This is a genomic window from Pantoea sp. sgz302252 (genome assembly GCF_047713085.1).
Lineage (GTDB): Bacteria > Pseudomonadota > Gammaproteobacteria > Enterobacterales > Enterobacteriaceae > Scandinavium.
This window is the reverse complement of sequence record NZ_JBLFJW010000039.1, coordinates 1-13514: the sequence shown is the minus strand read 5'-3', so window position 1 is coordinate 13514 and position 13514 is coordinate 1. Positions and strand designations below refer to the sequence as shown.

Sequence of the window (13514 nt, the reverse complement as noted above, 5' to 3'; positions counted from 1 at the left end):
AGTTCTGACTGTTTCAGAAAAAAAAATGCTTTATAACGTAAAACTAATCTGTAAACACGGTGGCCCGGACTTGCGAAAAACTTTGGTGATGCTAATGTGAGCGCACCTAATCGAGACAATTCTGATTTCGGTACCCGTTTTGGCCTCCCCGGCCTTTTATCACCGTTTTATCAAGGAACATGTAGTATGCGCAAAATCGCATTGTTACTTGCGATGCTGTTGATCCCGTGCGTTTCGTTTGCCGGTTTGCTTAGCAGTAATAGCTCGACCACCCCGGTCAGCAAAGAATATAAGCAACAGCTTATGGGGTCACCGGTTTATATCCAGATCTTTAAAGAAGAGCGCACTCTTGATCTGTACGTGAAAATGGGTGAAACGTACCAATTGCTCGACAGCTACAAAATTTGTAACTACTCCGGGGGTCTTGGCCCAAAACAGCGCCAGGGCGATTTCAAATCTCCGGAAGGGTTCTACAACGTCTCCCGCAGCCAGCTCAAACCTGACAGCCGTTTCTATAAAGCCATTAATATCGGCTTCCCGAACGCTTACGATCAGGCCCATGGCTATGAAGGGAAATACCTGATGATCCACGGTGCCTGCGTGTCCATTGGCTGCTATGCCATGACCGACACGGGTATTGATGAGATTTTCCAGTTCGTGACCGGCGCACTGGTGTTTGGCCAGTCAAGCGTGCAGGTAAGCATTTATCCGTTCCGCATGACCGATGCGAATATGGAACGTCATAAATTCTCTTACTACAAAGATTTCTGGTCGCAGCTGAAACCGGGTTATGACTACTTTGAACAGACTCACAAGCCGCCGATGGTGTCAGTACAGAACGGGCGCTACGTGGTCAGCAAGCCGCTGAGCCACGAAGTTCAGCGTTCCCAATTGGCGTCAAACTATACGCTCCCCGAGGCAAAATAATGCCCACTCGCCTGGCTCAATCTTGTGCCAGGTTTCGTTGCCCGTCAGCGGTTGCGTCGCAATCACAGTGACCACATCGTTCGGTGTGGTTTCTCGCTGAAAATCTATCTCCACGTCCTGGTCCAACAACGTTGCCACGCCAAACGGCGCACGTCGCGTTATCCAATAGAGATTCGTTGAGCAGAACGCCATCACATAGCGTCCGTCGGACAGCAGCATGTTAAACACGCCTTTTTCCCGCAGTTCGCCCGCAAGCGTGGCGATGTATTTGAACACGCCAGTCATGTTGCCAGGCGTGCGCGGGTAACGAGCGGTGAGTTTGTGCAGCAGCCAGCAGAACGCTTTTTCGCTGTCGGTTTCACCCACAGGCCGGAACTGGCCGGTCTCCAGCGATTTGTAACCTGTTAGTTGCCCGTTATGCGCGTAGGTCCAGTTGCGGCCCCACAGCTCACGGGTAAAAGGATGGGTATTTTCCAGCGCGACTTCACCGCGGTTAGCCTGGCGAATATGCGCGATGACCGAGCAGGATTTGATCGGATAATCCTGTACCAGTCTGGCAATCGGCGACTGATAGCTGGGTTGCGGATCTTTAAATGTGCGACAACCTTTGCCTTCGTAGAAGGTGATTCCCCAGCCGTCTTTATGCGGCCCGGTTCCACCGCCGCGCTGAACCAGCCCGGTGAAACTGAAGCAGATATCGGTTGGGACGTTGGCGCTCATCCCGAGCAGTTCGCACATAGTTCACCTCATACCGCTGTAGGAAACGCCGGGTGGCACTGCGCTTACCCGGCCTACAATTGAGACTTACGCTTTTACCATCTCTTTTTCGATAAGCATAATCAGGATGTGGATCACTTTGATGTGAATTTCCTGAATGCGGTCGGCGAAGCCAAAGTGCGGCACACGGATTTCCACATCTGCGGAACCGGCCATTTTGCCGCCGTCTTTGCCGGTCAGGGTGATGACTTTCATCCCCTGAGCGCGCGCGGCTTCAATCGCTTTGATCACGTTACCGGAGTTACCGGAAGTGGAAATGCCCAGCAGAACGTCACCCGCGCGGCCCACAGACTCAACGTAACGAGAGAAGACGTAGTCATAACCGAAGTCGTTGCTGACGCAAGACAGATGGCTAACGTCAGAAATAGCAATCGCCGGGTAGCCTGGACGGTTTTCACGGTAGCGACCGGTCAGCTCTTCTGCGAAGTGCATGGCGTCGCAATGGGAACCGCCGTTACCACAAGAAAGCACTTTGCCACCGGCTTTGAAGCTGTCCGCCAGCAGCACCGCAGCGCGCTGGATGGCGTGAATGTTCGCTTCGTCAGCCAGAAAATTAGTCAGTGTTTCTGCTGCTTCGTTCAGTTCGTTACGAATCAGATCCTGGTACATGAGGAATGTCCTTCCGCTTTGATTATTAACCCCAGCAGTGTAACGGATAGCGGGTAAAGCGAGAAGTGGTCGACCCCGTTATCCCACGCTGTTTTGATTTTCCGTGCCCCGTTGAGCGGCAACAGTGTGAGCCAGGTTGTAATTATTTTGTAAATACATTGATAAAAGAAATAACATCCACTACAACCATATCATCACAAGTGGTCAGACCTCCTACAAGCAAGGGAGCATTTCTTTATGATGATTTTGAGTATTGTTGCATCCATCGTGTTACTCGGTGTGCTGTTCTATCACCGGGTTAACCTGCTGCTCAGTAGCCTGATCCTGCTGGTCTGGACGGGCGCTCTGGGCGCGGCCGGGCTGTGGAATATGTGGTTACTGCTGCCGCTGGCGATTATTCTGCTGCCCTTCAACCTCACCCCGATGCGCAAAGCCATGATTTCCGCACCGGTGTTCCGCACCTTCAGTAAAGTGATGCCGCCGATGTCGCGTACCGAAAAAGAAGCGATTGATGCGGGCACCACCTGGTGGGAAGGCGATCTGTTCCAGGGCAATCCTGACTGGAAAAAGCTGCATAACTATCCGCAGCCGCGCCTGACGGCGGAAGAACAAGCCTTTATCGACGGCCCGGTGGAAGAAGCCTGCCGTATGGCAAATGATTTCCAGATTACTCACGAAATGGCTGACCTGCCGCCAGAGCTGTGGGCTTACCTGAAAGAACATCGCTTCTTCGCGATGATCATTAAGAAAGAGTACGGCGGTCTGGAATTCTCCGCTTACGCTCAGTCTCGCGTGCTGCAAAAACTCTCTGGCGTGTCGGGCATTCTGGCGATCACCGTCGGCGTACCGAACTCTTTAGGCCCAGGCGAACTGCTGCAACACTACGGCACCGAAGAGCAGAAAGATCACTACCTGCCACGTCTGGCACGCGGTCAGGAAATTCCTTGCTTCGCGCTGACCAGCCCGGAAGCAGGCTCCGATGCCGGTGCCATTCCGGATACCGGTGTCGTCTGCATGGGCGAATGGCAGGGCGAGCAGGTGCTCGGTATGCGCCTGACCTGGAACAAACGCTATATCACGCTGGCCCCTATCGCCACCGTGCTGGGCCTGGCGTTCAAACTCTCTGACCCGGACAAACTGCTGGGCGGCGAGGAAGATCTGGGCATTACCTGTGCGCTGATCCCGACCAGCACCCCAGGCGTTGAAATTGGTCGTCGTCACTTCCCGCTGAACGTGCCGTTCCAGAACGGCCCAACCCGCGGTCAGGACATCTTCGTGCCAATCGATTTCATTATCGGTGGTCCGAAAATGGCCGGTCAGGGCTGGCGTATGCTGGTTGAATGCCTCTCTGTCGGACGCGGGATTACCCTGCCGTCGAACTCCACAGGGGGCCTGAAATCTGTCGCGATGGCGACCGGGGCTTATGCTCACATCCGCCGTCAGTTCAAAATCTCTATCGGTAAAATGGAAGGGATTGAAGAACCACTGGCACGCATCGCGGGTAACGCGTATGTGATGGATGCAGCGGCATCGCTAATTACCTACGGCATTATGCTTGGCGAAAAACCTGCGGTGCTGTCGGCGATTGTGAAATATCACTGCACCCACCGTGGTCAGCAGTCAATCATCGATGCGATGGATATTGCTGGCGGTAAAGGCATTATGCTCGGCGAAGGTAACTTCCTGGCTCGTGCTTATCAGGGTGCACCGATTGCCATCACCGTAGAAGGCGCGAACATCCTGACCCGTAGCATGATGATCTTCGGCCAGGGCGCTATCCGTTGTCATCCGTACGTGCTGGAAGAGATGGCGGCGGCGCAGAACAAAGATTTGAACGCGTTCGACCAGTTGCTGTTCAAGCATATCGGTCACGTGGGCAGCAACAAAATGCGCAGCTTCTGGCTGGGCCTGACTCGCGGCCTGACCAGCAGCACGCCAACACACGATGCTACTCGTCGCTACTATCAGCACCTGAACCGTCTGAGTGCTAACCTCGCGCTGCTGTCTGACGTGTCGATGGCGGTTCTCGGCGGCAGCCTGAAGCGTCGCGAACGTATCTCCGCGCGTCTCGGAGATGTGCTGAGCCAGCTGTATCTCGCCTCTGCGGTGCTGAAACGCTATGACGATGAAGGCCGTAACGAAGCGGATCTGCCGCTGGTCCATTGGGGCGTGCAGGATGCGCTGTATCAGGCAGAACAGGCGATTGACGACCTGCTGCGTAACTTCCCGAACGGGTTTGTCGCAGGCGTGATGCGCGTCGTTATCTTCCCAACTGGCCGTCACTATGCCGCGCCATCGGACAAACTGGATCACGTTGTGGCGAAAATCCTGCAAACGCCAAGCGCCACCCGCTCTCGTATCGGTCGTGGTCAGTACCTGACGCCAAGCGAGCACAACGCCGTTGGCCTGTTGGAAGAAGCGCTGACCGATGTGATGGCTGCCGATCCGATTCATCAGCGTATCTGCAAAGAGCTTGGTAAGAACCTGCCGTTCACCCGTCTGGACGAACTGGCCCGCAACGCGCTGGCGAAAGGGCTGATTAACCAGGACGAAGCGGCAATCCTGACCAAAGCAGAAGAAAGCCGTCTGCGCAGCATCAACGTCGATGACTTTGAGCCTGATGCGCTGGCGACCAAACCGGTAAAGCTGCCGGAGAAAGTTCGCAAGATTGAGGCGGCGTAACGGTTAACCCTAATAAAGCCGGGCGACGACCCGGCAACAAAACACATCACGAACTCATACCCAAAAGCGGAGATCTTCTCCGCTTTTTTTATTGCATTGATATATCGGGACACAAATAAAAAAGAAGGCCTGAATCAGAACAGACCCAGGCCTTCAGAAGTTAAATGCTTCTCTCATCACTAGCCAATATTCACCGTACCGGTCCCGATAACGACTCCGCCGCAGTCAATACTGTCGCCAGATCGAGCAGCAGGGATGCTATCAATAAATACCGTTGGTGAACCCGAAGCAATCTTGCGGGGATGTGGCGGATGCTCCGGTTTGTCATGCGGCGTCAGCGGATCCCCCAAACGCGCGGCGGGTAAATTATCGATAAAAACTGTCGGAGAACCGGCAATAATGGCTGTTTCATGATAGCCATCATGTTGGGTTCCTTTGTCATTTAATTTTGCGGCTAAGGGCATAAGTGAACTCCTGGATTAATAAATTGACATTAAAAATGTATTCAAGCACAAGCTAATAAAATAAATCATGCATTTTCATTTAATGATTAATAAGAACAACAAAAACCAGCAGAAATATAAAAGCAAACCATTGTAAGAAATTAACCCTGCAAGTTCATTTTAAAAAACAGAGCGTAGCGAAAAGATCCCCACCTCCGACTTTAATATTTCAATGATTCCTAAAAAAATGATAGTAAGATGTTTGTTTATCAGCATTAATTGTGACAGACACTTGGTTCGTTCTTATTTTAAACGAATATTTGCTATGATTACGATCAAATCCAAAATCATCAAGGATAGACTCAAGATCGCCTTTTCCAAATTCATACTGAGGACACATAAACCACCGTTCAGTCACTAACGGCAGATCTGTTTTTATCGGGCATGCCGCACGAAAATTAAGTATACCGAACATTGCGTCATATGCTTCAACTTCAGTAAACCACTGTTTAGTCACAACCTTGTATTCAAGAGAACCTATTTGATATTGATGCTTCCCAGGCAAAAATTCATAGGCCAGGTTAATTGGCACTGCAAACGAAAAGACCTCTCCTCGCTTAATTTCCGCCCAACCATTTAATCGGTCACGACCAAAATCGCAGGAGTGACCTAAATAATCAAGTTTAATATCTTCTGAGGTTATTCGAAAAGCAGAACCGCACATAACACCAAATCCACCTCCCCATTCGTCAGCGGGCATCCTCCCTCTGGAAATAAAGTAGGTATGATTGCTTTTATTATGAAATGTAACTGTCGCGAATACGTTATATTTTTGCTGTCTCACTCTTAAAGTAGCATCGATAGCAAACATTTTCTTAAGTTGCCTGTTTTCTTCGTCGCTAATGACATACTGAGGATGGAGGTCGGCAGTGGTACCATCGGATTTCCATTGCAAGAGTTCTTCGTAAGCGTAGGAACCTTTTAGCGGATAAACAGATGGATTATAAGTTGAGGATTTATCACCCCAATATATCAATCCATATCCTTTTCTCATAATTATGACATCTGCAGCATTGGCATAAAATACCGAAATATTGCTGAGCAGAAAAAATAACATTCCGATGATTCGATTATTCATTCTAAATCTCATACTCCTGATTTGTCAGCTCAAAATACAACTCAAAGTTGTAAGCATTTTCAAAAACCTTCAGACTGTGTGCATCCCTTAATTCATTTCTATATATAATATATGTATTATCATCTTTATGATCGCCATTATTGGGTAAATCATCGGTTCCAACCCCGCCCCATGGCCCTCGTGAATTTATTTTATCCTGTGCACTGGTCCATACCGCATTTTTACGCTCGACACGATGAAAATGAGACACCTCATGACAAAGAGTGCTAACTTTAGAATCTGGCCCCATAAGTTTTTTCTTGCAAAAGTTGTAGCCTATGTGTATTTCAAGCTTATTTTTATATTGGTCTGGGGTACAGTGCCATGTTTCAGTCCGTTCAACATGTGCAGAATACTGACTCGTGTAGGTCCGGTTGACAAAATTACCGTATTTATACACTCTCTTGTCAGGGACTGCTCCTAATTCAGGATCACAGGGATCTGTTGGCGAAACCTCAACACGCTGAGGACCTGTATGCAAGTTACTCATGATAATATACATTCTCTCGACAGCTTTACGCATAAAATCAACAACCGTAGTTGTATCCTTTGCCGAGGGTGAATATGTATTTTCATCATCTATATCGCAGATGTAAAATGTATGCTCGATAAGAACATCCCCCCTTACTCCCATTATCTTATAAAACTCATCTTGTTCACCTTTCCCCCATTTTGCGAGATCGTGTTGCCTCTTTTTTAAGACCTTTAAGGCACAAGGCAAAGCTTCATCCATCATTTTAACAAAATCATTCGTTACTTTAATTGTCTTGCCATATTTTTTGTTGTATTTCTTGCTTCGATGGCTTCCTCTATTGTACAAGCTCTCGTTTCTGACATTGTCTACCCTCCAATTGATTCATTACCATCTAAATATTAAACCTTAACGTTAAGTCAAAATAATTATTTCTAACACAGATAAATCAATCATAAACTCCACCTTCAACCATATCTATAGTCTGATCCAACAATCTGCCCCTGATTTTTTTCTCAGTCTCCAGGGCATACATCTACGTATATCCCTCTTCGTCTATTTCGCTATTCTTTTGCGCACCCTTATAAATTACAACCTAACCATTTCCATAGTATTTAGCAAAATCCTTTGGCAATAGAAGTATAGCTCCTTAGCCCCCTGATTCGCTCTAATCGTTTAATCAATTTAATATTCTGAGTGTATTCAGCGGATAATATAATTTACTTTGCTAGTGGATATAACATTAAATTTACCATTTGTTATTTTATATTTTTCCGTTAAGTAAATCTGTGGTATTAATTTATTAATGCATCGCTCCGAGATGCCCTCATCGCCTTCTTCACACCTGACTATAACATAATTATTAATTAAAATTTCGTGATCGGATGAAATAATGAAATAAGAAAACCGAGAAATATCTTCATAACTAAAAAAGCTACTAAGCAATAAAGCATCAGTTAGTATTCCATTTGCGTCATAGCTATTTAACTGCACATTAAGAAGTAGAGTGTCCGACTCTCCAATCTTGTTGTAAATTATTATTTTATAAATACCACCCTCATACTTAAAGTAACCCAACTCAAAATATTTTACACCTTTCGCAATATATGGCGACAGAAAGTTTTCACCTTTTACAGGAATCTCAACTTCTTGAGCATTAAATGGTACAGCGTTTTTTATATATTCCTCTGTTAATTTCACCCCTGTTAAATTGCTGTTTGTTTCTTTATAATAAAATGCCAATTGTTGGAGATGTCTAGAATCTATTGGTAACTCCAGCCTTGTAGCCTGGCTAAAATCACAACCAATGCTCGCAATGACCATAATATATAGAATAATTGTTTTCCAAAAAAAATCTGATCGCGTTTTAAACATAACCTGTCACCTTAATCCGTCCTAATCTCTAAGATCGGATTGTATGCCTGAAGATGTATATGATGATGATGGCATTCTCAAACAGCAGTTTATTAAACCTACCTCCCTTGTAGGTTTTCGACCGAATGCTTATCTGCGTTTTGGTGCCGGGCAGATCGCCCGGTGAGCGATTGTCCTCGTGATAGGTTCGGCCCATGACGATGGGCTGGTCGAGGTTGATATCTGAAGCCAGGTTGGGATTAAAGCAAAACGCGCCTGGCTGCGATAAGCTGGCCACATCGTCTGTCAGCACCATTCGCTGCTGCTGGTCAGACTTATCAAAGAAGAACTTGTCCTCTTCCGCTCACAGCAGTGACAGAAACGCCAGGTCGCTTTCGCCGTACTGCACGCAGAACTCCCCGGGGATGATGCGGATCATTGGGGATTGACGGTCACTTAGCGACGCCATTTTCATTCGGTAACGTGGCGGAGATGGACTGAATGTTGTGCTTATTAAGCGGATAGGATTTGCCTGGTTCTTTATGAGCATTTGCTAATGGGCATTTTTGATATCCCTCATAAACTGATAATAAGATGTTTTTTTGTCTGCATTAATTGTTATTGACACTTGATTTGTTCTTATCTGGAAGTAATTCTTGCTATTACCCCCATCAAAACCAAGATCATTCAGGATAGACTCCAGATCATTTGCACTAAATTCATATTGTGGACATAACCATCGTTCGTTTATCACCATTGGCAACTCAGTTTTGATCGGGCAATCTGAACGTCTGTTGAAAATACTAAACATCGAGCTATTTGTATCCACTTCAGAAAACCATTCCTTTGTCACAACTTCATATTCAAGTGAGCCTATTTGATATTGATGCTTGCCGGGCAAAAATTCATATGCTAAATTTATAGGAACAATAAATAAAAATGTTTCACCAGGCTTAATATCAACCCAATTATTTTGCCGATCATCGCCAAAGTCACAGTAACGCCCAAGATAATCAAGCTTAATATTTTCTGTGGTTAACATGAAATTAGATCCACACATCACACCAAAAGAAACAACGCCAGAGAGGCTAGGCATACCGCCTCTATAAACAAAATAAACATGACTGCTTTTATTATGCAACTCAACTTGGGCTAATACATTGTGCTTTTTTTGCCATACTTTAAGAGAAGCGACTATGGCTCGCTCTTTTTGAGTCCGATTATTCTCTTCAACAGTAAAGTCATAATATGGGTTGAGATTAGCAGTTGTTGCATCAGGTTGTCTTAGCATAAGTTTTTCATAAGCGTAAGAATCCTTTAATGGATAAACCACTGGATCAACTGTAAACGCTTTCTTACCCCAATAGATCTCCCCATATCCGAATTTCATAACAATAACATCAGTAGCATTGACGTAAGACATTGACACAGCGCTAAAAAACAAAAAAACAACCACGCGATTTACGTTATTAATTTTCAAATTCACACTCCCTATCCGTGAGTTCAAAATACAATTCAAAATTATACGCATTTCTGAAAACATCGAGACTATGCTGCTCCTTTAATTTTTCTCTGTATTCAATATAGGCATTTTTACCACTACTTCCTTTCTTATGCTTATAATCACCGCCAGTAGGCAAATCATCAGTACCAACTCCGCCCCATGGCCCTCTGGGGTTTACATTTTCCAGTTGGTTATTGTTCATACTGACCATTCAGATTAATGGCGCTGCACCTGCAACTACTGGATGAAATGGACTGAATACCCTGTGCATATAGCGATGAGGATCTGCCCTACTCTTTATTCACCTGTGCTAATGCTAATACCCACTTTTGGTACTTCTTAAAAAATGATAATAGGATGTATTTTTATCAGCATCAATCGTGATTGATACCTGATTTGTTCTTATTTTAAAAGAATTTTCACTATGGATACCATCGAATCCATATTCATCAAGGATAGATTCAAGCGTGTTTTTCCCGAATTCATACTGTGGGCATAAATACCTTTTCTTTGTCACAGATGGTAAGTCGGTTTTTATAGGACACAGCGCACGAAAGTTAAGTATCTTGAACATTGCCTCATAAGTATCAACTTCAACAAACCATTCTTTATTAACAATTTTATATTCAAGTGTACCTATTTGATATTGATGTTTCCCAGGTAGGAATTCATATGCTAAATTAAGTCGAACTAAAAACGAAGAGCGCTCTCCCGGTTTAATCTCTTCCCAATTGTTTGATCGATCATTACCCAAATCACATGAGTGGCCTAAATAATCAAGTTTGATATCTTCTGAAGTTATTCGGAAAGCAGAACCACACATTACACCAAATCCGCCTCCCCATCCACCAGTGGGCAATTTCCCTCTATAAATAAAATAGCTATGGTTATTTTTATTATGAAATAAAATTGAAGCATACACGTTATGTTTTTCTTGTCTCACTCTCAGAGTAGCATCGATAGCATGCATTCTCTTAAGTTGCCTGCTTTCTTCGTCACTAATGGCATACTGTGGACGGAGATCCGCAGTCGTGCCATCGGATTTCCATTGCATGAGTTTTTCGTAAGCATAGGAATCCTTTAGTGGATAAACAGATGGATTATAAGTTGAAGATTTCTCACCCCAATATATCAGTCCATATCCTTTCTTCATAATAATAATATCTGTAGCATTGGCATAAAACACCAACACGTTGCTGAGCAGAAAAAATAACGCTACAATGATTCTATTAGTCATTCTAAATATCACACTCCTGATTCGTTAGTTCAAAATACAACTCAAAATTATAAGAGTTTTCAAAAACCTCAAGACTGTGAGCACCCTTTAACTTTTCTCTATGCTGGATATATTTATCGTCATTTTTATGATCTCCATCATTGGGTAAATCATCTGTTCCAACTCCGCCCCAGGGCCCTCTGGAGTTTGCTTTTTCCTGTTCGCTATTCCATATTTCATTTTTACGCTCAACTCGATGAAAGTGAGACACCTCATGACAAAGAGTGCTAACTTTAGAATCTGGCCCCATCAGTTTTTTCTTGCAAAAATTATAGCCGATATTTATTTCAAGTTTTTCTCTGTATTGTTCAGGAGTACAGTGCCATGTTGCAGTCCGTTCAACAAAGGCAGAATATTCATTTGTGTATGTACGGTTGACAAAATTACCGTATTTATACACTGTCTTGTCAGGGACTGCTCCTAACTCAGGAACACAGGGATCTTTTGGCGGAACCTCAACACGATTAGGATCGGTATGTAATTTACTCATAATCGCATACATTCTGTCGACGGCTTTACGCATAAACTCAACTACCGTAGTCGCGTCTTTTGCCGATGGTGAATACGTATCTTCATTTTCTATATCACAGATGTAAAATGTATTCTCAATCGGGACATCACCTCTTACCCCCATAATCTCATAAAAATCATCCTGCTCATCTCCCCCCCATTTTGCCAGATCGTGTTGTCTCTTTTTTAAAACCTTTAGAGCACAAGGCAAGGCTTCATCCATCATTTTAACAAAATCATTTGTTACTTTAATTGTTTTACCATGCTTCTTGTTGTAACTTTTTGCTTTTATCGCTTCCTCTACTGTACAAACCCGTTCTTCTGACATCATTTTCTCCTCAAACAATTTATTATCATCTAAAAATTCAATTTCAACGTTCAACTAAAATAATCATATCTGATATATATTACTCATAAACCCCACCTTCAATCATATCAATAGCCTGGTCCAATAATCTGATCCTGACTTTTTGCTTAGTCTCCAGGGTATACTTCTCCGTATATCCTTCTTCGTCTATTTCTCCATCCTTTTTTGTGCCATCTTCAAAAGTAGCCGTGTAGCGAGTTCCTGAATAAGCGATACCCGTATCATCTGTATAGCGAAGTTGAAAAACATAATTATCTGAGTCATCCTGATCTTCAGAACCATCTCCCCCACCAGAATCATCACCATTTCCCTGACCGCCACCCTCGTCAGAACTCTCATCATCAGATCCCGACGTTTCATCATCACCCGATATTGTCAAAAATGAGGGGGTTAATGTGGTTACCGGTGTTCCCGGGCTTCCGCCGCTGTTTAAATTAATTATCGGCCCCATAATGTCCACGCCGGTTGCACTGATGGCGATAAATGAACCTCCCACTTTCAGAGTGATTTTGCTGCTGCTCTCCAGCACCATTTCACCCAGTGCTTTCATCCCCAGCGCGCCATTAACCTTCTGCGCCAAATCGCCTTTTACTTCGAGACTCTGTTTGCCTTCCACCAGGCTGATATGGTTCCCGCTGGTTTTGTGCTCCTGCTTCCCTTCGATGGTGACTTTCCGGTCTTTGGCGACGTACAGCCCTTCGTCGTGGCTGACGTTAACCAGCCGGTCATTTTTCACTTTCAGTGTCTGATCGTTTTCCACCTGAATACTCTGGTCATGCCCGACGGTTATCTTCTGGTCATTCCCGATTGTTTCGCTGTGATCGACTTTGACGTCTGTGGTCCGGTTATTCAGCACCTCCGTATCCATATCCTTCTGCGCATGGAGATAGACCTGCTCTTTGCCGGTCGCATCCTCAAACCGCAGTTCATTAAACCCACTTCCCTTGTAGGTTTTCGACCGAATGCTCATCTGCGTTTTGGTGCCGGGCAGATCGCCCGGGGAACGATTGTCCTCGTGATAGGTTCGGCCCATCACGATGGGCTGGTCAGGGTCGCCATTAAGAAAATCGACAATCACTTCCTGGCCCACGCGCGGGATTGCCAGATTACCGAAGCCTGTTCCGGCCCACGCCTGCGACACACGGATCCAGCAGGAACTGTCTTCTGTGGCGCCGTTGTAGCGATCCCACAAAAACTTCACCCTGATCCGCCCGTGCTCGTCGCAGAAGATTTCTTCACCTGGCGGGCCGGTAACGACCGCACTTTGCGGGCCATCCACCTTTGGTTTTTTCTGTGGTGCTGAGCGCCAGGTTCTGTCGGCGGGAACGACGGTAAAATGATTATCCAGCGTGGTGCCCTGGCCCTGGCTGCCATGCAGCGCCTGAGGCTGGGAGCCCGTCAGATGGCTGCTCACCAC

At 45.6% G+C, this 13514-nt stretch carries 13 protein-coding genes and 1 pseudogene; 2 read left to right on the top strand and 12 right to left on the bottom strand.

Going from position 1 to position 13514, the window contains the following annotated elements; genetic code table 11:
• Positions 1-186: 186 nt before the first annotated feature.
• A complete protein-coding gene (dpaA, locus tag ACLW56_RS22145; RefSeq protein WP_330985837.1) occupies positions 187-927 on the top strand; it encodes a peptidoglycan meso-diaminopimelic acid protein amidase in 741 nt (246 codons plus the stop codon).
• Here the strand turns inward: dpaA and ACLW56_RS22140 are convergent.
• Complete coding sequence (locus ACLW56_RS22140; RefSeq protein ID WP_330985836.1) at positions 898-1665, bottom strand: class II glutamine amidotransferase; 768 nt, start codon at positions 1663-1665, stop codon at positions 898-900. The genes dpaA and ACLW56_RS22140 overlap by 30 nt on opposite strands.
• 66 nt (positions 1666-1731) lie before the next feature.
• Positions 1732-2313: a D-sedoheptulose 7-phosphate isomerase gene (lpcA, locus tag ACLW56_RS22135; RefSeq protein WP_330985835.1), complete on the bottom strand. Its 582-nt coding sequence runs from the start codon at positions 2311-2313 to the stop codon at positions 1732-1734.
• 237 nt (positions 2314-2550) lie between these two features.
• Here lpcA and fadE point away from each other — a divergent pair, with 237 nt between their 5' ends.
• The gene (gene fadE, locus ACLW56_RS22130) at positions 2551-4995 is read left to right on the top strand and encodes an acyl-CoA dehydrogenase FadE (RefSeq protein WP_330985834.1); all 2445 of its coding nucleotides are present in this window, start codon (positions 2551-2553) and stop codon (positions 4993-4995) included.
• A 179-nt stretch (positions 4996-5174) separates the two neighbouring features.
• On the opposite strand, the gene ACLW56_RS22125 is transcribed toward fadE, so the two are convergent.
• The 10 genes and pseudogenes from ACLW56_RS22125 to ACLW56_RS22080 all read right to left on the bottom strand — a co-directional run.
• Positions 5175-5459 carry a type VI secretion system PAAR protein gene (locus ACLW56_RS22125; protein WP_330985833.1) on the bottom strand — a complete coding sequence of 95 codons (285 nt, stop codon included), beginning with the start codon at positions 5457-5459 and terminating at the stop codon, positions 5175-5177.
• Between the two features lie 208 nt (positions 5460-5667).
• On the bottom strand, positions 5668-6576 hold the full coding sequence (locus tag ACLW56_RS22120) for a transposase (RefSeq protein ID WP_330985832.1): 909 nt from the start codon (positions 6574-6576) through the stop codon (positions 5668-5670).
• A gap of 1 nt (position 6577) precedes the next feature.
• Positions 6578-7435, bottom strand: a complete 858-nt coding sequence (locus ACLW56_RS22115; protein ID WP_330985831.1) for a hypothetical protein — start codon at positions 7433-7435, stop codon at positions 6578-6580.
• 354 nt (positions 7436-7789) lie between these two features.
• A complete protein-coding gene (locus tag ACLW56_RS22110) occupies positions 7790-8461 on the bottom strand; it encodes a hypothetical protein (RefSeq protein ID WP_330985830.1) in 672 nt (223 codons plus the stop codon).
• Positions 8462-8504: 43 nt separating this feature from the next.
• Positions 8505-8672 (bottom strand): annotated as a pseudogene (locus ACLW56_RS22105) (type VI secretion system tip protein VgrG); the annotation flags it as partial.
• Between the two features lie 321 nt (positions 8673-8993).
• A complete protein-coding gene (locus ACLW56_RS22100) occupies positions 8994-9920 on the bottom strand; it encodes a transposase (RefSeq protein ID WP_330985829.1) in 927 nt (308 codons plus the stop codon).
• Positions 9910-10146 (bottom strand): hypothetical protein, encoded by a 237-nt coding sequence (locus ACLW56_RS22095; RefSeq protein ID WP_330985828.1) that lies wholly within the window; start codon positions 10144-10146, stop codon positions 9910-9912. The genes ACLW56_RS22100 and ACLW56_RS22095 overlap by 11 nt, the downstream gene beginning before the upstream one ends.
• Before the next feature lie 114 nt (positions 10147-10260).
• A complete protein-coding gene (locus tag ACLW56_RS22090) occupies positions 10261-11181 on the bottom strand; it encodes a transposase (RefSeq protein ID WP_330985827.1) in 921 nt (306 codons plus the stop codon).
• Between the two features lies 1 nt (position 11182).
• On the bottom strand, positions 11183-12058 hold the full coding sequence (locus tag ACLW56_RS22085) for a hypothetical protein (RefSeq protein WP_330985826.1): 876 nt from the start codon (positions 12056-12058) through the stop codon (positions 11183-11185).
• 79 nt (positions 12059-12137) lie between these two features.
• On the bottom strand, positions 12138-13514 hold a 1377-nt coding region (locus ACLW56_RS22080), incomplete at its 5' end, for a type VI secretion system Vgr family protein (protein ID WP_330985825.1).